Annotated in this window: 18 protein-coding genes and 1 CRISPR repeat array; of the genes, 10 read left to right on the forward strand and 8 right to left on the reverse strand. The window is 34.9% G+C overall.

Translation table 11 applies throughout. The annotated features are described in order from the left end of the window. Positions 1-200 precede the first annotated feature (200 nt). Positions 201-1,412, forward strand: coding sequence for a calcium-binding protein (locus FFR48_RS04340; RefSeq protein WP_096572913.1), 1,212 nt, complete (start codon positions 201-203; stop codon positions 1,410-1,412). Positions 1,413-1,420: 8 nt separating this feature from the next. On the opposite strand, the gene FFR48_RS04345 is transcribed toward FFR48_RS04340, so the two are convergent. The 8 genes from FFR48_RS04345 to FFR48_RS04380 all read right to left on the reverse strand — a co-directional run bounded on the left by FFR48_RS04345 (position 1,421) and on the right by FFR48_RS04380 (position 9,344). Next, positions 1,421-1,633, reverse strand: a complete 213-nt coding sequence (locus tag FFR48_RS04345; protein ID WP_236103989.1) for a nuclease-related domain-containing protein — start codon at positions 1,631-1,633, stop codon at positions 1,421-1,423. Positions 1,634-1,759: 126 nt separating this feature from the next. Continuing rightward, positions 1,760-2,593, reverse strand: coding sequence for a viperin family antiviral radical SAM protein (locus FFR48_RS04350; RefSeq protein ID WP_236103990.1), 834 nt, complete (start codon positions 2,591-2,593; stop codon positions 1,760-1,762). 36 nt (positions 2,594-2,629) lie between these two features. Next, positions 2,630-3,262, reverse strand: a complete 633-nt coding sequence (locus FFR48_RS04355) for a deoxynucleoside kinase (protein WP_096572914.1) — start codon at positions 3,260-3,262, stop codon at positions 2,630-2,632. 96 nt (positions 3,263-3,358) lie between these two features. Next, a complete protein-coding gene (locus tag FFR48_RS04360) occupies positions 3,359-4,588 on the reverse strand; it encodes a UvrD-helicase domain-containing protein (RefSeq protein ID WP_096572915.1) in 1,230 nt (409 codons plus the stop codon). A 133-nt stretch (positions 4,589-4,721) separates the two neighbouring features. Further along, complete coding sequence (locus FFR48_RS04365) at positions 4,722-5,015, reverse strand: hypothetical protein (RefSeq protein WP_096572916.1); 294 nt, start codon at positions 5,013-5,015, stop codon at positions 4,722-4,724. Between the two features lie 100 nt (positions 5,016-5,115). After that, positions 5,116-5,577, reverse strand: coding sequence for a hypothetical protein (locus tag FFR48_RS04370; RefSeq protein WP_096572917.1), 462 nt, complete (start codon positions 5,575-5,577; stop codon positions 5,116-5,118). Positions 5,578-5,647: 70 nt separating this feature from the next. After that, positions 5,648-7,020: direct repeats of the CRISPR family, unit length 37 nt; unit sequence GTTTCAGTCCCCTTGCGGGGATTAGGTAATCAGAAAC. Between the two features lie 287 nt (positions 7,021-7,307). Then, complete coding sequence (locus FFR48_RS04375) at positions 7,308-7,883, reverse strand: HD domain-containing protein (protein WP_096572918.1); 576 nt, start codon at positions 7,881-7,883, stop codon at positions 7,308-7,310. Between the two features lie 33 nt (positions 7,884-7,916). After that, entirely contained in the window at positions 7,917-9,344 is a 1,428-nt protein-coding gene (locus FFR48_RS04380) for a TIGR03985 family CRISPR-associated protein (RefSeq protein WP_096572919.1), read from the reverse strand. 115 nt (positions 9,345-9,459) lie between these two features. Here FFR48_RS04380 and FFR48_RS04385 point away from each other — a divergent pair, with 115 nt between their 5' ends. The 9 genes from FFR48_RS04385 to cas3 all read left to right on the forward strand — a co-directional run. Then, complete coding sequence (locus FFR48_RS04385; protein ID WP_137666490.1) at positions 9,460-10,791, forward strand: Card1-like endonuclease domain-containing protein; 1,332 nt, start codon at positions 9,460-9,462, stop codon at positions 10,789-10,791. Between the two features lie 2 nt (positions 10,792-10,793). Beyond that, entirely contained in the window at positions 10,794-12,404 is a 1,611-nt protein-coding gene (locus FFR48_RS04390) for a Cas10/Cmr2 second palm domain-containing protein (RefSeq protein WP_236103991.1), read from the forward strand. Positions 12,405-12,408: 4 nt separating this feature from the next. After that, on the forward strand, positions 12,409-13,083 hold the full coding sequence (locus FFR48_RS04395) for an RAMP superfamily CRISPR-associated protein (protein WP_096572922.1): 675 nt from the start codon (positions 12,409-12,411) through the stop codon (positions 13,081-13,083). Then, positions 13,084-14,715: a type III-D CRISPR-associated RAMP protein Csx10 gene (csx10, locus tag FFR48_RS04400; RefSeq protein ID WP_096572923.1), complete on the forward strand. Its 1,632-nt coding sequence runs from the start codon at positions 13,084-13,086 to the stop codon at positions 14,713-14,715. Next, positions 14,715-16,211: an RAMP superfamily CRISPR-associated protein gene (locus tag FFR48_RS04405; protein ID WP_096572924.1), complete on the forward strand. Its 1,497-nt coding sequence runs from the start codon at positions 14,715-14,717 to the stop codon at positions 16,209-16,211. The genes csx10 and FFR48_RS04405 overlap by 1 nt, the downstream gene beginning before the upstream one ends. Continuing rightward, entirely contained in the window at positions 16,208-16,783 is a 576-nt protein-coding gene (gene csx19, locus FFR48_RS04410; RefSeq protein ID WP_096572925.1) for a type III-D CRISPR-associated protein Csx19, read from the forward strand. The genes FFR48_RS04405 and csx19 overlap by 4 nt, the downstream gene beginning before the upstream one ends. Positions 16,784-16,785: 2 nt before the next feature. After that, positions 16,786-19,041, forward strand: a complete 2,256-nt coding sequence (locus FFR48_RS04415) for a TIGR03986 family type III CRISPR-associated RAMP protein (protein WP_137666491.1) — start codon at positions 16,786-16,788, stop codon at positions 19,039-19,041. Positions 19,042-19,091: 50 nt separating this feature from the next. Further along, positions 19,092-19,733 (forward strand): DEAD/DEAH box helicase, encoded by a 642-nt coding sequence (locus FFR48_RS04420; protein WP_096572927.1) that lies wholly within the window; start codon positions 19,092-19,094, stop codon positions 19,731-19,733. Further along, the coding region (cas3, locus tag FFR48_RS04425; protein ID WP_137666492.1) for a CRISPR-associated helicase Cas3' at positions 19,714-21,750 on the forward strand (2,037 nt) is incomplete at its 3' end. The genes FFR48_RS04420 and cas3, both read left to right, overlap by 20 nt.

The following is a 21,750-nucleotide window of genomic DNA, read 5'->3' on the forward strand; positions in this document are numbered from 1 at the left end:
CCATGTTATTATTATATTACTGTGGTGTTGAAAATACTGTCATAACGTTAATTATTACACTTTTCATGCTAAATCAAATATTGATTAGTTAATTATTGGTTTAATTATGTCATTTTGACGCAACAAATTGAATTTGATTTTATAACCAACAATATGATTGGAATCATCAAGATGAACATCATTGAAAGGATAAAATCAAGATGAATAATGATTTAGTAACTTCTAGTGTACTGCGACCACAAGAACGGGTTAATGGAGTTTCTCAAACAGAATTATCTGTTAGATGGTGGCAATATGTTTATAATATTCCAGCACCAGATAATCCTTTTCGTTATGATGAAACTAATGATCCTCAAGGGAAAAAAGCCGAAATAAATCAAGCACCTCCCGTTTTTAATTTAGTAGGCACTTTAGAAACATCAAACCCAGTTGTAAGAACAGTTGAAATTAAACCAAATCAGGGATATGAATATATCTTTTTTCCCTTAATTAACAGTGAATGGGATAGACTGTTCCCAGAGGGTGCAAGCGATAAACAACTTCAAGGACTTGCGAAAGCAGTAGGGGATACAGCCCTAGCAAAAAATGGTGGGAATCTCTTTTTGAAGATTGATGATATAGCGATCAAAGATTTGGAAAACTACAGACAAACATCTGATAAATTTATATACAATTTACCAGATAACAATATTGCAGGGCAGCCAAGTAAGATAATTGATAATGCTTTTTCTGATGGGTTCTATACAACAATTCAGCTATCTGCTTTATCTCCTGAAGACCACACTATAAAATTCGGTGGAACTTTAAATCTTAATAACCTGGATATACCCAATAATTTAGGACTGGAAGATGTCGAAATAATTCTGAAAGAAGCATATCCAGATGGAAGATTTTCTCAAGATATCACCTATAATATTTCTTTTGAACTTAATCCAGTAAATGGTACAAACAGGCAAGACAACCTTTTTGGTACTCAAGGCTGGGACAAAATTAATGGACGTGCTGGTGATGACCACCTTTATGGTTTAGAAGGCAACGATGATATTTATGGTGGTAGAGGTTCTGATATTTTGGTTGGTGTAAATCCCAGTTCCGCTAATCCAGGACGAGGTGAAATTGACATTTTAAACGGGGGTATAGGTCAAGATACTTTTGTGTTAGGTAATGAACAAAATATATTTTATAGAGGTAATAGATTAGAAGACTACGCTATTATCAGGGATTTCACCAGTCAAGATACCATTCAACTTCATGGTAATCGTCGCTTGTATGAATTAAACGAAAATTATTACCTGGGAGGTAAAGAAGGAACAGCAATTTTCATGCGAAATAGTTATGAACTTATTGGATTTGTTGAAAATGTTGATAACTTAAATTTAGCTAATAGTAGCGATTTTAGTTTTGTTCAGTAGTCTAGGTATCAATGTAAAAATTTTCTTGAGGGAAATTTACTTTTGATCTTGTCCAGTTTCCAATCTTTGACTTCGAGAATAAATAAACCACGACTAGGATGTAAAACTATGAAATCTGGATGTAATTGTTTCTTACCGATGGGTACGTCATACCATAACAGGTAATCATCATCTAGTTTTTCCTCCATGCGCTGCGCTAACCTCCTTTCGCCGGAGGTCATTCTGGAACTGCAACTACTAAATGAAGGAATCAGTGTGGCCATAGACAGTATGATTTGGGGTTTCCTCTAAGAATTTGGGGGTGTTTTGGGAATGGCGATCGCTGATGGTGGTTAACCTAGTGTTAACTATTTCCAAGAGTAAATACCACCCCGACGTAAAAAAGCATCTGTGTTCCAACCAACTTGAGCGAGGGCAGCACCTACACCTACTTCTAAAATTGGTGAACTGTATGAATGCCCATTGTTTTTAGTGATGTTGTAAAATTGCCCTTGTGGATTGACCATTACATAAGAATCTTTCATCAAGTCATTTGATTCTGGAATAACTTGAAATCCTTCGTTTATGAGGGGTTGGTGTCGCTCAACAAATTCTTGAAACTGTTGTGGTGATATCAGCAATTCCTCAACGCTACCATCATTTTGACCTTGTACTGGTAATACTTGAAATATTTTCCATCGCTCTGGACTCACCCGCCTGACAAAAGTTGACATATTTTCTTGGTGGTTCAAGCGTGTAACTACTGTATTAAGTTTAATGCGGATACCATATTGATGTAATTTATCAAATAAAGCAATTGATTGTATTACATGATCACCATTCCCTCGTCCTAAATTCTTTTGGACTGCTTCTGAAGCAGAGTCTACCGATAATGCAACCCAATCAATTTTATCAGCGTGTTTTTCTAGTAATTGAGTCATTCGCGCACCATTACTCACAAGACTGGTTATAAATCCCAAACGATGCGATTCAGCTACAAGTTCACCAATGTTAGGGTGTAGTGTTGGTTCTCCCCCAGCAAAGTTAAGTTTTTCTGCTCCTGCTTCACGTAATAGAAAAAGAAGACGTTTAGCATCGTTTAAAGTTAAAGCTCCTTCGATATCGGGAAAGGTAGCAAAACAAAATCTGCAATGATAATTGCATGGTTTCCACAGATGAAAATTTACAGAAATTGGTTTCATGATAATTATTTTTGATACATTAAAATTTGAAATTAGCTAATTAACATCGAAATTTATAGACCTTATTACGGGTATACTTTCGCTAATTTTGTGTAGTTCATAGCACAAATTAGAATATGCTTGCTCAGGATTTGAATTAGTTGTATCAATTTGTATGATTGGTATATTGACTAATCCAAATATATGTTTATATGAGTCATCAAGATTATATTCAATAGAAACTTTATCCCCATACCATTGCATAGGGACTTTCTGACTTCGTTGGATAATACGTTGGTTAATTATTGACTGAGATGCTGTTACATAAACAATGACATCAGGTAGTAAAAATTTTTGTTCTGATTGCAGTATTTTTAGATAAAAAGACAAGTCTTGTTTCATTAACAGACTATGATAAGCAAGAGTAGAGAATACATATCTATCAGCTACAACTCCTAAATCATTCAATTTTAGTGTGTATTCACAACTACGTAAAATGTTGCACAAACTATAAAAATGGAATGTGCTAATTGGGGATTTAGTTGTTGCTATTTGCTCCCGTAAAGTAATCAATTCTGGTGGTATACTACTATAATAATGAAAGTTTTGTTGCTTTGCAAATAGTTGTGCTAGGGTAGTTTTACCCGCCCCGTCTAATCCTTCAAATGCCAAAAAAGGAAACTTTGTCATAGTTGAGCTTCTATTTAATTAATGAAAATCTTTTTACTTGGTTATTAGGGTTTTGTAAAAATGGAGTGGGTAATGCTGATAGCGATCGCCCATATTTTACTCTTGACTTTCCAATTGAGGAGGGGAGTTCAAAGCATTTTCCATCAAGTCAACAATGGAGTTTTTGGTATCGTATAACATTACTAAATGATCCCTTGCCCTCGTCATAGCCGTGTAAATCCCAGCTTTTTCTTGAAAATCAGCATCGGGGTCATGGGGAAACTCATTAGCCATATCTAAACCTGCAATAATAACAGCATCAAATTCAACACCTTTTAGGGCATTCCAAGAATCAACAATTACAAAAGGTCTATCTACAACATTCATGTCCCTCTCTCTAGAACCTCTGGGAGCATGATGCCGAATATTCAGTTTTAATAATTCTGCACTAATTAAATCTTTAAGTCGCCAATTCTGTGGATGTACTAAAACACCAATTGAAGATTGTTGATGACTTGATAACGCTAATTTAACCTGTTGGGCAACTATTAATGGTAATTCATAATTCGGAATTTGTAATAGTAACGGCTGAATATTTGAACTTCTGGATTTTTTTGTCTTGGGTTCAATAATAGCTCCTATTCTGGTTTGCACTTGTTCTTTTTTGGATACTTTCATATTAGCATCAAATAATGATGTCAGTATAAAATGCCAAGCAGATTCAAGAATTTCTGGGGAGTTTCTATAATTAACATCAAAAATTTGAGAACGACCTACAACATTAATTCCTAGTTTCCGCCAAGACCAATCTTGTTTTCTTCTATGTGGCTGACCATAAACAGATTGAGTGTTATCATAAACAAAAAAGAGAGAGTTAGTATCAGTATCTAATACTTGTAAAACAGCTTGAAACCACTCATCATAAAAGTCTTGGGCTTCATCTATTAAAATGGCTTGGTATTTCAAACGTGATTTTGTTGCTAATTCTATTACTTGTTTTCTTAAATTATCATCTTGATCAAAATTATAGTCATATTTTAGGTTATAATAAGCCCAAGTATGAAATGTCTTACAAGTGATTTTTTTACTAATGCCTTTTTCTCTAAGTTTTGAGGTAAGCCAACCATTCATAAAACGATTGTAGCTAAGAATCAAAATATCATCATAGTCATTAATAATTTTTTCAACTCTATTTCTTAAAACCAAAGACTTACCAGAACCTGCAATACCCCGAACAAGTCCATGTCCCTTTATGTTCATATTTTTGACTTTGGTTTGTTCATTGTCTAAATATTCTCGGAGTAATCTTTGATTAACGGTTTGTTGAAAATCTATCCATTGTCCCATGTTATTAATCCTAATATTCAAGGTAAGCTAATTACTATTCACCAAATAATCACTGACTTAAAAAGTCATATTTTTGTATTATACGAATTATTGGAAGACCCCAATTCCAAGTTTTCCTCTAAGAATCAACAAATCATACAAACCCCTCTTCCAGCAACTCAAAGCCCTGAGTAGTGATTTTGTGTCTTTGACCAGAACCGCCGACGACCCTACTCCAACTCTCGGTAATCAGAGTTTCTTGTTCCCACCAATAACTAAAACCGCCGTACATCCCTGGAATTGGAAACCAATGTTGTTCTTGATTCACGGTAAATTCTAATTTGGGGAGTTCCAAGTTCTGACTATCAATTAAATCCCTGGACCGTTGTCTCATTAGTTCATGAAAGTAATGTTCAATTTGTTGTAGGCTTTCTGGTGTCTGGTTCATAAGATAAATATGATGTTGATGATGTTGGGGCGATCGCTAACTTTCCCTCAATAATTTAGTAAGAGCGATCGCATAATATAATTTCCTCTAAGAACCTGAATTATCGTGGTTTAGGAGCGCCCAGAGCAGCGCGGATTTCTTTGTCTATTTGGGGTGTGGGATCATAGCCAACGTGCAGTACAGTTTCCCATTTCCAATATTGATAATTAGTGGGTTTGCACTGACTAAATATTTTTTTCATCAATTTTAAGTCCGATGCTGAAATAGGGAGTTTTGTGTCACTAAAACCAGACATTTCACCAATAATTTTACCATCTAATTTGACATCCAATGCTCCAACTAATTCACAGATATTGGTAGTTATCATATTAAAACAACCACCTGTACCGCATTGATTTAAGTTGGTGAAAAGCTCTTTGAGTTGACGTTTGACTTGTGCTACAGACTGTATGGAATCTACTAACTTTTGTCCTTGTGTTTGTTGTGCTAATCCTTGATTATGCCAACTCAATGATAATACTGTAATAACTGCTAATGTTGTGGTTCTGAAAATGGGTTTCATGGGGTTTCCTCAATAATATTTAAAATTAATCAATAGGTTCGTCACAAGCCAGATGTTAGGTTTGTCAAAGGTTTCAGTCCCCTTGCGGGGATTAGGTAATCAGAAACTTCAACCAATGGATGTTAGTAGGAGTTACGTTGACCATCTCTGTTTCAGTCCCCTTGCGGGGATTAGGTAATCAGAAACCTAATTCTGTTATTTAGAAAGAATTAGAAGTGTTAGATGCAGGTTTCAGTCCCCTTGCGGGGATTAGGTAATCAGAAACTAGGAAAGATAATAAATCTAAAGTTCAAGAGGAAAGTTTCAGTCCCCTTGCGGGGATTAGGTAATCAGAAACATCATATAGCGTAATGCTGTCGATTCCCATATTTTCAGTTTCAGTCCCCTTGCGGGGATTAGGTAATCAGAAACAGAACAAATACAAGAGAAAGAAATTAAAGCAATAGTGTTTCAGTCCCCTTGCGGGGATTAGGTAATCAGAAACATTTGTCAATGTTAAGAATAAAGTCTATAAACCCGTTTCAGTCCCCTTGCGGGGATTAGGTAATCAGAAACAACGGTTTCAGGGGGTGTCACCAACGTCACCACCGTGTTTCAGTCCCCTTGCGGGGATTAGGTAATCAGAAACTGCGGTTGTCACGCGGTCACCATAAAGAAGTTGGAAAATGTTTCAGTCCCCTTGCGGGGATTAGGTAATCAGAAACAAGATTGAAAAGCGTTTTGTTGTTAGACGTTATACTGTTTCAGTCCCCTTGCGGGGATTAGGTAATCAGAAACCGGAGCGATTCAGCTTGGCGTTGACAACTGCAACCTTGTCGTTTCAGTCCCCTTGCGGGGATTAGGTAATCAGAAACCCCTATGGTTAATTGGTAATCAAGGTAGTGGGAAGTTTCAGTCCCCTTGCGGGGATTAGGTAATCAGAAACCTAGAAGGAGACTCTGCAGTTAACATCAAACTACGCTTTGTGGGTTTCAGTCCCCTTGCGGGGATTAGGTAATCAGAAACAATATGTAAGAAACTAGCAAGTTGACCCTTTTGGTTTCAGTCCCCTTGCGGGGATTAGGTAATCAGAAACTTCTTTTTTTCTAAGAAAAGGGCGAAAGCTGTTAGTTTCAGTCCCCTTGCGGGGATTAGGTAATCAGAAACAGCTGAGAAAGTGGCTCTTGAGACTGCTTTAGAAAAGTTTCAGTCCCCTTGCGGGGATTAGGTAATCAGAAACCTTGAAATTACAGGAGCACGAGATTATGGTGGATATTGTTTCAGTCCCCTTGCGGGGATTAGGTAATCAGAAACTTAGGAAGTTCTTGTTTTAGTGAATTTAATAATTCTTGTTTCAGTCCCCTTGCGGGGATTAGGTAATCAGAAACTTTATCTACTGTATCGTCTAAATCTTTTGGGGGATAGATGTTTCAGTCCCCTTGCGGGGATTAGGTAATCAGAAACCCCGGCGCTTTGAAACATAGTCTAGAACCGGAGTCTAGAGACGAATTTGGCAGACCTCTCAAAAAACCTCATTTCAGGCTTCGGGTGAACCGCCAACTGAAACTGATGAAACGCTAGAACTATTCAATTATCAAGGTTCTGTCGATTTGGCGGACCCCCTGGGGTTTTTGCCCCCGCTTCGGTTTGCCAAATTTATCCTTATTTAAGGGTAAAATTGGTTGCTTTACCTGTCAAGCTAAATTCGGTTAAGAATTATCAAGCTGAAATTTACAATTTCAAACAGATTATTACTCAAATAGTTCTTTGATCACTCGTTCTAATTCTTGTGTCATCACATCAGAACCAGTCTGTTGATAAACCTCCAGCAATGATTGGTAAAACCACAAAGTTTTCTCCTTACCACAACTAAAGTGATGCCAAATTATATCTCCCCTTTGTTGCCAATCTGCTAGTAAAGACCTAGCATTATGCAGTTTATCCGCTAAAGATACCAATCGCACTGAAGGAGAAGCACAACGCAGATGATCCAAATATCGCTGTTTACGTTCTTGCCAAGGTGGTTTAGGTGGTGTATCCCATTCTGTACAACCATCAATAATTGTAACAACTGTTTCACCAAAAAGCTGACGAATTTCCTCACGGGTAGATTTTCCACCCTGGTCTTCTATACTATCGTGCAGTAAAGCTGCGATCGCTTCTTCCTCTGTTCCTCCTGCTTCTAACACCAACGCTGCAACACTTAATAAATGAGAAACATAAGGAACACCGCTAATTTTGCGGACTTGATCACCATGAAGATGGGTAGCATAAACTAAAGCTTCTGTGAATTTCTCAGTTAATAGGGGTTGATTTTGTTGATTCATAAATTGAGTAAATCTTGATAAAGTTCCAAATTTCTATGTATATAAATTCCAAGTATTTTGGAGTTCTAGCAGCATTTCTTGTCTTAATTCCCAAGGGAGTAAAACTTCAACTTTTGAACCTAAAGCTCGTAACCATCTAATTACATAATAATCGGTATTCCGATAATAAACCTGGTAATAAGCATCATCATTTGACCGAGAATCAAGAATTGGTAAAATATATTGATGTAGTGAATTAGATGTGTTTTGTTTTATTAGTATTTGTGCTTGCTCATGGCTAATAGCTTTAAATGTTTGGTGGATGTTGATTCCTTTGATATAATTTTGGTGAAAATTTTTCTCAAACCGCAATATCATCAATATTTTATCTTTATAAAAATCACAACCCCAAGCTTCTCTTAACTTCATATTCACTGTTTTAGGAGTTGGTAATTGTTCTTCTTTATATTTGTCTCTTAGTAGTTGGGGAACACGATTATCTTCCCAATCTAACATTTCTAATTGTTGGGAGATTATTCTGTCTAAACGATATTTGTACCAGTTGATATCACCTTTAGGAGTTTTACCATAGGCACACAGATATTTAGCGCGTTCCATAAAATAAATACAAACTGGATAAACAACACATTCATAAATTTTATTTTGATGGGCGCTGAGATAAGTTAAAAGTAAAGGTTGGATTTTTCCTGAATCCCAAATATCCTGTAAATCACTTTGAATTTCATCTACTGCATCTTGTATTGGACTTGATTCAGGTACTACATAATCAGCATATAAAAAAACTCGATGATTGTCTTCATCTATTTCCTCTTCTGAGATTTCTTCTGCAAGTAATGGTAAAGTAGGGTCAAGAAAACTAAACATACCTAAAGTTCCAGCTAAATAGGCTTGTTTTTTATTACTTAAATTCGTTTCGTAGCTAAAATTTTCCGATTTTTGAGAAAATGGTAATACCTCTACTCGACGGTAATATTTGCTTCTACCAGAAACATAATCTACTCGTTGCAAGCAGTTTTTACTGACTAATAAATCTAAGTCGCTTTGAAGTGATTTGCGAACTTGGGCAAATAACCGTTCCTTGAGGATTTCTTCTACAAGTTTTTCTAAATCAGAGTTATATACTGGTATATGTTGTTGTAAAGAATTTTGCCACTCATCTATAGATACTTCCAATTCTACTAACCATTGTCGGGTGGTTTTGAGACAAGCACAGTCAGGGTCTTGATGGTTGATGATATCGGTTTGTTTTTCATCCTTGTGGGTTTTGGTAAAGAAAGCTTGTCGCCAGTCAGTATAAGTAAAGGTGTCACCAATAGCAGCTTGTCCTTTCTCACTGTATAACCAATGTAATAATACCCACAGTCTAATAGAGCGAGTGAGGTTGTGACTTTGATCAAGAGATCCATTGGCTAATTGCTGTAAGATGTTGGGGGATGGGGTGGTATGTGAGAGTATATTCACTGGATATCAATGGTTTTCAGGTATTTTTTACAATTTAGCAGATATTGGAAGGGGGTATTTCCAATGCTATGTATACTGGTAACAGAAATTTTGATAGAAGGATACATTAAAGATTATGAGTACACCTGAATTAGATAAGTATAAAGTTGATCATCTGTTTTTGTTGATAGGTGAAAATCCTTTACCTAATTATGTGGCGGCAAAACTTTTAGTGAATAAAGGTGGAACTGTTTATTTAGTGCATACAAGAGATACAGAAGATAAAGCAAAACGACTACAAGGCATTCTCATTAGATCAGAAAGCCATTTAAAGACTATACAATTGTGGTCTATTGAAGATTATGAATCTGATGCTCATAATATTAGGGTAAAAATTAATGAAGTTATAGAAAAAATATCTAATGGAAAAATTGGACTAAATTACACAGGTGGTACAAAAGCCATGTCTGTACATTCTTATCGGACATTATTCTATGAGGAAATTGAGGAAAATAACAAAAATATAGATAAAATATATAAGCAGCGTTCAAATCTTATTTTTAGCTATCTAGACCCACGTAACTTGGAAATGTGTATAGATAGAGAAAATAAGGAAATAGAGAAGATTAAGATTGAGCCAAATATTTTGCAAGTAGATATTCAAACTATTTTTGAGTTACACGGCTGGAAATGGCATCCAGAACCGGCTAAAAAACCTGAACAACCCAAAGCAGCACAAGTTTTTGCGGAATTTCATGCACAAGAGGATAGTTTAAACACATGGAAAAATTGGTGTGTTAAAATTTTCCGTCCTGTCACAAAAGATACAAAATCTAATTGGTTAGAAGATCAGGAACTTAAAAAAGTTCCTCCTTTAAATTTAGATATTTTACAATGTGATAATTCAATTATTAATGCTTTGCATGAATTGGGGCTGACAGGCGAAGAATTATCGCTTCAAACTCTCAAAGAAAATGGATTTAAAAATATCAAGCAAGTTTGTAAATGGCTTGATGGAGAATGGCTAGAACATTATGTTTTGCAAAAAGTTCAAGAAATCTCTGAGAATTTGTTAATTCACGATAGTGCAACTTCATTTTGGATGGCTACTTATAAAAATCCAAAACAAAATAAATTTCAGTTTGATGTAGCTTTTATGAGGGGATATCAACTATTTGCTATTTCTTGCACTACAGATCAAACAAAACAGTTGTGTAAGTCAAAATTATTTGAAGCATATATACGGGCGCAACAGCTAGGAGGGTCAGAAGCAAGAGTAGCTTTAGTATGTTGTGCTAATAAAAAGGATGTACTTGCTCTAAGAACTGAAATTACTAATGTTTTTAGTACAGAGCCTGATTCTCAAAAAAAAGATGAAAAAATAGCTGTTTTTGGACGTGAGCATTTACTAAATCTATCTCAAGAAATTGCTGATTGGATTCGTAACAACGAGGCTAAAAAGAAATGAAAATGTTTACTGTAACTATCATAGATACATCTGGTATTCAAGACTATATTTTTAGTAGTAATCGTTTACGTGAAAATATAGGAGCATCTCAGTTAGTTTCAGAAGTATGTAATCAATGGTTAAAAACAATTCTTCTCCAAAAATTAGGATTAAGTGAAAAACAATTAGAACAACCAATTGAAAGTAGTAACTTAGATGCTGAATTAGTCTATTCAGGTGGCGGTAATGCTCTATTAATATCTAAATCTCGAGAAATAGCTGTTGATTGCATTGGTGCATTAAGCCGAAAAATATTAGAAGATGCTCCAGGTATCAATTTAATAGTTGCTCATGAAGATTTTAATTGGGATAAGAATAACCTATCTCAAATAGTTGAAGATTTAATAAAGGTAGAAATTGAAAGTCGAAAAAATGAGCGAATTCCTTCAGTACCAATTTTAGGACTAGGTGTAACTTTGACTTGTGATTCAACTCAACTACCAGCAGTAGATAGCAGCCAAAAATATGTTGAATATGATGAAGAAGACGAAACCACAGATAGTTACTTAATCTCAACAGAAACCCGACAGAAATTAAAAGCTGTTCCCAGGGCTAAAAAAGAATTACAAGAAATTTTTTCAGGAATAGTAGATAGAAATATTTATAAATTTCCTTTACGAACAGATCATCTTGGACGTTCTTATGGTGAATCAAGTTATACAGCAATTATTCATGCAGATGGGAACAGCATGGGTAAAAGATTTCAAAAATATGGTCATGAAGCAAAAACTAACCGTGAATATATCCAAAAAATCCGTGAACTATCTAAAAGTGTACATAATAATAACAAAGCTGCACTTAGAAAAGTTGCAGAAGTAGTTATAAAGTCAATTGAACAAGGGAAAATAGTAGGTAATTTAGGTGAGTTCTTACTCAACGGAAATTATTACTTACCATTCCGTCCTTTAGTTTTTGGTGGAGATGATATCACTTTAATTTGTGAAGGAAGATTAGGTATTGAATTAGCAGCTTTATTCCTGAAAGAAATTGAAAAAACTATACTACCTGATGGTGAGAAGATGACTGCGTGTGCAGGTGTTTGTGTAGTTAAAACTCATTATCCTTTTGCTAGAGCATATCAAGTTAGTGAAGAATTGTGTAGTAATGCAAAAAAATTTGTTAAGAGTAAAAAACAATTTGAACCCGATGGATTTTCTGCTCTTGATTGGCATTTAGCCGCAAGTGGTTTAACAGGCTCAATCACTGAAATTCGTGAACGTGAATATAAAATCAAAATTGATAATAAAACTCAAAATTTAGCAATGCGTCCCCTGCGTTTAAATCCTCATTATAGTGAGTGGAGAACTTGGGATTTTATAACAAAAGTAATTAGAGAATTTAAAGAAGGAGAAGATTGGAAAGATCGTAAAAATAAAGTTATGGCGTTACGAGAAATTTTGAGAGAAGGCTCTGAAGATGCTGTTAAAGATTTTTTACGAAGCTATAACTTACCAAGTTTGCCAAATTATGGTAATACCACTGAACAAATAGTTACACAAGGTTGGTTAAATGGGGTATGTGGCTATTTTGATGCAATAGAAGCAATGGATTTCTATATTTCTCTGGAGGAATAAAGAAGTGAATAAATATCAATTAAAAATTAAACTGTTGAGTGATACTACCTTTGGTAGAGGTGATGGTGTTGCTGGCTTAATTGATCAGGAAGTACAACATGATGCTTTTGGTTTTCCCTATTTACAGGGACGAACTTTAAAAGGTTTATTAAGTGAAGAATGTGATAATTTAATCTCAACAATTTCATCTGACAAACATCGCGCATATTGGGAAAATATAGCCTGTAATTTATTTGGTATTCCCGGTAGTGATTTAAACAAAATGGGAATTATGCACGTAGGAGATGCTTGTTTACCAAATGATTTACGTCAAGCTGTAGGATGGCAAATTAACCAAGAAAACCCAAATTTAACTACTCAAGAAGTTCTAGATTCATTAACTACAGTTCGCCGCCAAACTGCAATTGATGATGAATCAGGAGTATCTGCTAAGGGTAGTTTAAGGTCATTTCGTGTAGTAATACGAGATTTAGAATTTACCTCAGAGTTACATTTTCAAAGTGAACCAAATAATGAAATTTTATCACTTTTATCTGTTGGTACACTAGCTCTTAGACATATAGGCAGCGGAAGAAACAGAGGACGTGGATCTGTACGATGTACGTTGCATAATAGTTCAGGTGAGGATATAACGCACAACTATATAAATTTATTTGCAACAATTTCAGGAGAGAATTAAATGAAAGCTATTATATTTTCATTACATACACAACAACCATTACTAGCAACATCTTTTCAGGGTGATCCAAATAGTGATGTATCCTATAGTTTTATTCCTGGTAGTATGATTAGAGGTGCAATGATTGGACGTTATATGAAACAGCGTCAAATATCAAATTTAGATTTGAATAATGATGAAGTTAAAAGATTATTTTTTGATTCCAGTAAGACTCAATATTTGAATGCTTATTTATTAAGTCATGAAGGAAAGCGCACCTTACCGATACCCTATTCATGGCATAAACACAAAGATGATGAATTTTCAGAAGTATCTGATTCAATATTAGTTTATGACTGCGCTCAAAAATATGAAATACCAGAAGATGTTGAACCAAAGAAACTAGAGAAACAATTCTGGTGTCTTGAAGAACAAGAATATACCCTTTATACTATATCTCGACGTATTAATATTCATAATCAACGCGATCGCCAAAAAGGACGCTCTACACAAACTAAAATTAATGAGATAACTAAACAATCAAAAGGTGAAGGTAAAATTTTTAGATATGAAGCTATTGATGCTGGGCAAAAATTCCAAGCTGTTATCCTATGTAGTAATGATGCTGATGCACAAATGATCAGTAACTTACTAAACTCATCACTAAATATTTGGATGGGTGGTTCTCAAAGTGCTGGTTATGGACATATAAAAATTGAAAGTTTAAAACTGACAAGTAATTGGAATGAAATAGATATTTCAGCTAGTGATCGTATTGAAAATGATAACTTTACTGTCACTTTATTAAGTGATTTAATTTTACGTGATGAGTGGGGACAATATTCTGTAATACCTCCATCTCATACTAATAAAACTCCAGTACCTTTAACTCAGGAATTGGAAAAAGCATTAAATACAAAGTTGAAACCTAAGTGTAGTTATGCTAGTAGTAACATAGTTGGTGGATTTAATAAAAAATGGGGTCTTCCTTTACCTCAAATTCCCGTATTATCAGCAGGAAGTGTATTTGTTTTTGAAAATATTGATGATATAACTCCAGAACAAATTCAACAATTAGAAAATCAAGGTATTGGTGAGCGGAGAAATGAAGGTTTTGGTAGAATAGCGATTAATTGGTTAACAGAAGAATACTTTCATTTAAGAAAGTCTCAACAAAAACAATCTGACAAACCAGCATTAGAAAATGAAATATCTTTTAATCTAGCACACAAAATGGCTGAAAGATTACTATCACAAAAGCTAGAACAAGTTTTATTAAAAGAAATAGGAAGATTAAAAATAGAAGGAAATATTAGCAATAATCAACTATCTAGAATACAATTAGTAGCTAGACAGGCATTATCAACTGGTGATTGTAATATGGTTTTATCACTTTTAGATAATTTACCTACAAATGCAAAAAAACAGTTAGACAAGGCATCTATTAACAATATACTTCTCAGAAAACAAATAGAAGAATGGTTAAAAAATCCTGGCGTTTGGATTCCTAATCAACATTATTTAACAGTTACAGTTGCAGGAATAGAACGCAAAATTACAGATGAAATAGCCAGAGAGAATAAATTACTTGAGAAATATACACTTCAATTAGTTATGGCATTGGCTAAAAAAGCAATCAAGGAGAAAAAATAATGGATTGTAACCGCATTAACAACCGTAATCAACGAAAAATATACAAACGTATTATTATACGTGGATCATTAGTATTAGATACTCCAACTTGTTTAGGAAGTGGTGATACAGATGGAAATATTGATTTACAAATATTACGAGATAGTATAGAAGATAAAGCCTTACTCATGGGTTCATCTATTGCGGGTGCATTACGCAATTATTTACGAGAATACCAAAACAGTGATGAATTTTCATTATTTGGAGGACTACGTACTGATGAGGATGGTGATCAAAGTCCACTGATTATCAATGATGCAATTAGTAGTAAAATAATTCAACCTGAACTAAGAGATAGTGTAAAAATTGATAGTGTCACTCGCACAGCAGCAGATAAAGCTAAATATGACTTAGAACTTCTGCAAGCAGATACAGAATTTCCCCTATGCTTTGAGTTATTGATAGAAGAAAAACCTGAGAATCCCAATTATGAATCTAGCTTACTAAAAGGATTAGCGATCGCACTCAAAGGTTTAGAAAAAGGTGAAATCAGCTTAGGAATCAAAAAACATCGCGGTTTTGGTCGTTGTCATGTCAAAGAGTGGCAAGTTTGGCAATTTGATTTAAGAAATGCAAGTGATCGCATAGCTTGGTTAACTCTGGATCATTCATGGTCAACGGACACACCTTGTACTAAATTACCGTCTAATGGAGCTTCAATTGTTTTAGTAATGAAAGAAGCAGGTCTTGAGTTTCCAGAAGAATGGGAAGATCAGCGCGAGTTCTGTAAAATTCACGCTACATTTACCCTCGCTAGTCCTTTATTAATTCGTTCTGGTCAAGCATCCAGTGATAAAGCACCCGATGTAGTACATTTAAAATCACGACGTAATGGAGAATTAAAACCTGTTTTATCTGGTACATCTTTAGCCGGAGTTTTACGTCATCGTGCAGAGAAAATTGTTAATACTTTAACCGAATGCAAAAAACCTCTAGTTACAAAGCGAATTATCAAGGAAATATTTGGTTTTGTTCCTGATAAAAAAGATCAATCTGAAATAGAGGATATTGATCAAAATAACGAAAAAGCAAAAGCTAGTCGTTTAATAGTTCATGAAAGTATCATTGAAAACTATACAGATTTAGTACAAAATCGTATAGCTATTGACCGTTTTACAGGGGGAACTTTACATGGTGCATTATTCAATGAACAGCCAATATTTCCTAAAGATGGTACACATTTAGAATTAAATCTTGAATTACGTAATCCAGAAGATTATGAAATTGGGTTACTTCTATTATTACTAAAAGATTTATGGACTGGTGATTTACCAGTGGGAGGTACAAGCAGCATTGGTAGAGGTAGATTACAAGGTAAAAATGCAGCTATTAAATTACGAAGAGAAGGAAAAACTGAAACATTTACTATTGTACAATCTTCAGAGAACTTAGTTGTAAGTGATGCTAAATCTTTACAAGATTTTGTTTCTGCCTTAAACGAGGAGGTTAACAAATGAATCAACCAAAATGTGAACATTTAGAGATATCGAATAATGTTGACTTGAAAACATGGATAGAAGAACAAACCAAAGTTAATCAATTAACATACCTTTTAGCTCATGCTGATGATGGGGTAATTTGGGGTAAATTCCAAAATGGTGAATTGATTACAACTACTGAACCAGTTAAATTATTTCCTAAATGCGATTTTCCAACTTTGAAAAAAGAAACTTTACAACAATGTCGTATTTTTGGGCATAAATCAGAAGTAATGATTTGGAGAATAGAAGGAGGTTTTAAAGCACGTTTAATTCAAGATGACAATTTAAAGAATGATGACTATATTACTGAAAATCAAATTCTGTGGGGAACACACGGGAAGCATCATGAAAATGGCTTTACTTTATTATGGGATGATTCACAAGGACTGAAACACGCTGTACCTTTTACAGATATTGAATTAGGAGAAAAGGGTGAACTAAAAAATAAAGTTAGATTAATAGTTCGTCATTACATTAATTATGATGATTCGGGGGTTGCTCGGATTTATCTAAGTCGTTTAGTTGATTTAACAAATAAGGAGATTTAAAAATGAATCCTAAACATATTTCTAAAGTTCCAGATTATCGCAAGGCGATCACTCCTTATAATTTTGTAGAATTGCCAGAATCGGTTGTAGAAGTATCCCCAGATTCTCTACCACAAGAAAACCGTTATCATTCGCAAGAAGAAAATCGTTATACCGGCAGAATTGAATGTACCTTAACTACTGAATCTCCTCTTTATATTAGATGTGGATTTACAAAAGAAGAATTTGAATGTGGTGCAGAATCAAAAGATTTACCAGAATTCTTTTACACAAATCCTTTAGAAAAATCTACAAAGCCTGTTATTCCTGGTAGCAGCTTGAGAGGAATGTTCAGGAATTTGATTGAAATTATTACGTTTAGTAAGATTGATAAAGTTATAGCTAATAAACTTTTTTATCGATCACTAGGAGATCCAGCATTAAGAGAAATTTATCAAGCAAATTTTGTTGAAAATATTGGACAAATTGAACATTCACCCAATCCTAAAGCTTATTGCTATGGGTCAAAAGTGCGTGCTGGCTTTTTACAAAAGCAAGGAAATTCATACATAATTGAGGAATGTGGCTATGGTCGTATTAATAGTCATTTTAATTCAACCATTAATAATCGGGTTTTCTCTATTCTTTCTAATTCAGGAATTTATCAAGGAAGTGGATCTGGAAAAACCCCTGTATGGAATTTGCAACACAAAACAATTTACGTTCAAATAGACACTCAAGAGCAAGATTATTTCTTTAAAAGAAAAATTAACAAAAGTGGTGGACACCGTCATCCAGATATGTATTTACGGTTTCGTAAAGTTCATAATGCTAGTTTTACTCCTGCCGAAAATTTTCAAAAAGCAACTCTTGTAATTACAGGAGATATGCAACATAAACATTTAGAGTTTGTATTTTTAGATGAAAGTCTTAAAAAATACGAAATATCAGGAGAAATGGTGAGACGTTTTTTAGATGATGATCAGTTAACTAAATGGCAGGAAGACGCTTTTCCTAAAGATAAGCCTACTGTTAATTGTCGTCAAAAAAGTGGATTTTTACAAACTGATGAACCTGAACCTGTATTTTTCCTATTAAATGAAGATGGTGAAACAGTTCGTTTTTTTGGCAGAGCGCAGATGTTTCGTTTACCATACGATTTATCTCCATTAGAATTAGTACCAGATATTTTAAAAGATTCTTTAGTCCTTGATTTAACTGATACTATATTTGGTTATATAAATGGCAATGGACGTGGTATAGCGCGTGCAGGGCGTATTTTTATTGACAATGCTACTTGTAATTATAAAGGTAATGTATGGTGGGAAGGTAGTTATGAAAAGACGATAACACCTAAAATTTTAGCTAGTCCTAAACCAACTACTTTTCAGCACTATTTAGTACAAGATAGTACACATAAAGAAAACTTAAAACACTATTCCCCTCAATCTGAATCTGAAAAAACAGTGATTCGAGGACATAAGTTATATTGGCATAAACCTCATGGAAAAGAGGAAATTAAAGAAACTAATCAACAAAACATAGATCGAGCTAAATCTCAATATACAAAAATAAAACCTATCAAAGCAGGTGTTTCTTTTACTTTCAATATTCATTTTGAAAATTTAACTGATATTGAATTGGGAGCATTATTATGGGTGTTGAGTCTAAGCAGTAACAAATCACAAATATTAGGAACAGGTAAAATAGGTGAAGAATACTGCTTTTCTATGGGTATGGGTAAACCATTAGGAATGGGTGCAGTAAAGATTAATTATGATTTACATCTAAGTGATCGCATCTCTCGATATAAAAATTTATTTCATAATGGAGAATGGAAAACAGGAGAAGAAATACAAATAGAGGTTGGACAAAAAGAATCGGAATGCGTGAAAGCATTTACAACTTTTATATTACATTCCATAAACAAAAGTATTCACGAAAATTTTCCAACAGAAATAATAGTGACTAATTTAAACCAAATTCCTAGAATTGAAATGTTACTTGCAATGTTGCGGTGCGATAAAACTCCAGATACAAGCATAACTAGATATATGACTCTCGATGAGAAAAAATACCAAAATCGTCATGTATTACCTGACCCTTTACAAGTAATTAACGATGGTAAAAACATCTCTAATACTCCAAAGCCTAAACCTAAAACTACTAATGTAGAAAAACCAATCAAAAAAGATAAACAACCTCAAAAGCCAAAGGAAAATTCTGAAGGAGGTAATTCTGCCGCTATAGTCAGACCACCAAAACCACCAAAAACATAAATGCGATCGCCTCCCTGAAACCACCATCTTCCAAGTTAATATTCAAACCAATGAACCTACCGCACTTAATGATAGATGCACACTTCCAAACCCTAACCACCTTTCCCCCACGCAACTTTCAACGAGAAGTTATTACCAAACTCCTCAACCGTCAAGACATCCTTCTCCGCGCACCCACAGGGTCAGGGAAAACCGAAACAGCGATCGCCCCTTTTCTCTTTGCCAAAACCCTCAACCTCTACTTCCCTAATAAATTAATCTACGTCGTCCCCCTGCGAACCCTGGCCAACAGTCTGCGACAAAGAACAGAAATCCTGGTTCAACGCTGGTCACAAGCTCAAAATGTACCTTGTCCAGTCGTTACTCTACAAACCGGAGAAAACCCAGAAGACCCCCGTTTTGAAGGTGATATAGTCTTCTGCACCATTGACCAAATGTTAAGCAGTTTTTTGAATATTCCCTACTCCGTTGGTCGGGGTTCAGCTAACGTTAACTCCGGGGCAATTTTCGCATCTTATCTAGTATTTGATGAACTGCATTTACTTGACCCTGACCGTTCCTTTACCACTGTCCTCAAAGTTTTACAACAAGTCAAAGGTATTTCCCCATTTCTGCTAATGACCGCCACATTAACCAACGAACTAGCAACACAAATTCAAAATTTAATAGACAATGGAAATAATTCAAATTGAAGACACTGATTTACAAGCAATTGAAGGTAAACGCTGCCGTACTTTTCAAGCAAAATCCCATTCTTTAAATGCCTTAGAAATTATAGAAGATATACACACACGCCAACGAAAACGAGTTATTGTTATTTGTAACACCGTTTCTCAGGCGCAGGGATTATATAGAGATTTACAAGAACTTAATCATGATTATACACTAAATATTACCCTGTTACATTCTCGATTTTTACCAGAACATCGCGCCCAAAAAGAAACATTTTTAAAAGAAACCTTTGCTGAAAATTGGCAAGATGATGGTAATTGTTACGTTCTTATTTCCACCCAAGTAATTGAAGCAGGAATTAATATTACTTGCCAAGTAATGCACAGTCAACTTTGCCCCATGAACTCATTATTACAAAGGGCAGGACGTTGTGCAAGATTCCAAGATGAACAGGGTCAAGTTTTGGTTTATCAGACAGTAGAAGTTAACCAAGCTTATTCTACCCTTGCAGAAGCAGATTTAGACCCAGAAACACAAGAAACTCCTGAGAAAAAACAAAGTTTTCTGCCATATCCTAAAGAAACCTGTGAATTAACATGGCAAGTATTACAAGCACATACTGAATCAAATCAAGTTAATGACAATGTGGGATTTCGCACCGAAGAAAATTGGATTAATCAGGTACATACAGCAGAAGATTTATTGCAACAACAACGGCGGCAAAATAATCAAATGTTGTTTGAGCAGAACTTTGAAGCGGCATTTTTCAGGGGTGATCAATCTTTTGCCAGTGAGTTAATTCGTTCAGTTGATAGTCGGAATTTATTTGTTTGGGAAGAAACCGGATTATTTATTGATTTTGCACAAGAACCCATTGATCCCCGCAAACTAATCTCTTTTTCAGTTCCCGTCTCTACACTGTGCAAAGTTTGGCGAGATTCCAAAAATTTAGAATTTGGCACTGATTGGATTTTCCAAAGAATTGAAGCACCCAAGGATAAAGCAGAAACCTATAGTCAACCTGTTTGTACAGAAATTAAATCCCGTGATTCATTGGTTAACAGCATCAATATTTTAGTAAATCCCCGATTTATTTATTATGATGAAAATGTTGGATTATTGATTGGTATTAATGAATTTGGTAATGGTTTTGTTTCACCACCAAAATCACAGCGTTCAATTGTCAGTGAATATCGTTATCACATGGATACTTATGTTGGACATTTGGGTTCTATGTGGACTTGTTGGAGAAAACCATTTAAAACCTTACGTTTGAAAAACGGTGAAGCTGAACCAACGATTTACAGTAGTGTCAGGAATGAACTACTACCAGCAGGGACAAAATTAATTAAAAACAAGATTTTTCCACATATCCAAGAGTCAGAAGCAGCAGCATTATTTGAATTATTAGTGTTTTTTGCTATCTTTACTCATGACCTGGGTAAACTACAAGTTAAATGGCAACAAGTGATGCGGGGATGGCAAGGGATCGCCCATTCTTCATTCCAAGGTCAAAACCCCAAACAACATTTACTAGCACACACTGATTATAACCCAGAAGATAGTCAGCAAAAAGCAGCACTTAAAGACCACGAAAAAAAACACAAACGTCCTAACCACGCTGTTGAAAGTGCATTCCTAGCTAGGGATATTCTCACACAATCTTTAGTTCCCCTACTGCACGATGATTTTGCCGCCGATGATGAACAAATTCGGTATATCTGTTATGCCATCCTTATGGCTGCTGGTCGTCACCATTCTGCTTGGGCTGGTGGTTGGAAAATATCAGATATATCCAAGATTAAAAATATACAATTACACTTAGAAGCACAAAAGGCGATCGCCCAAAGTTGGCAAGGTATGACACGCTTTCTAAATCAGAGTTTACCATTAACACCAGCAAATTTAAGTAAAAGCAATTACCCAGCAAAAGAGTTGGACTTGAATCAGTTAAACACTGGTGATGAGTTTGAGTATTTTCATTTGTATTTGTTGGTAGTGAGAGCATTAAGACTATGTGATCAGCGTTCAGTACAA

This window comes from Sphaerospermopsis reniformis (genome assembly GCF_005402885.1).
GTDB lineage: Bacteria > Cyanobacteriota > Cyanobacteriia > Cyanobacteriales > Nostocaceae > Sphaerospermopsis > Sphaerospermopsis kisseleviana.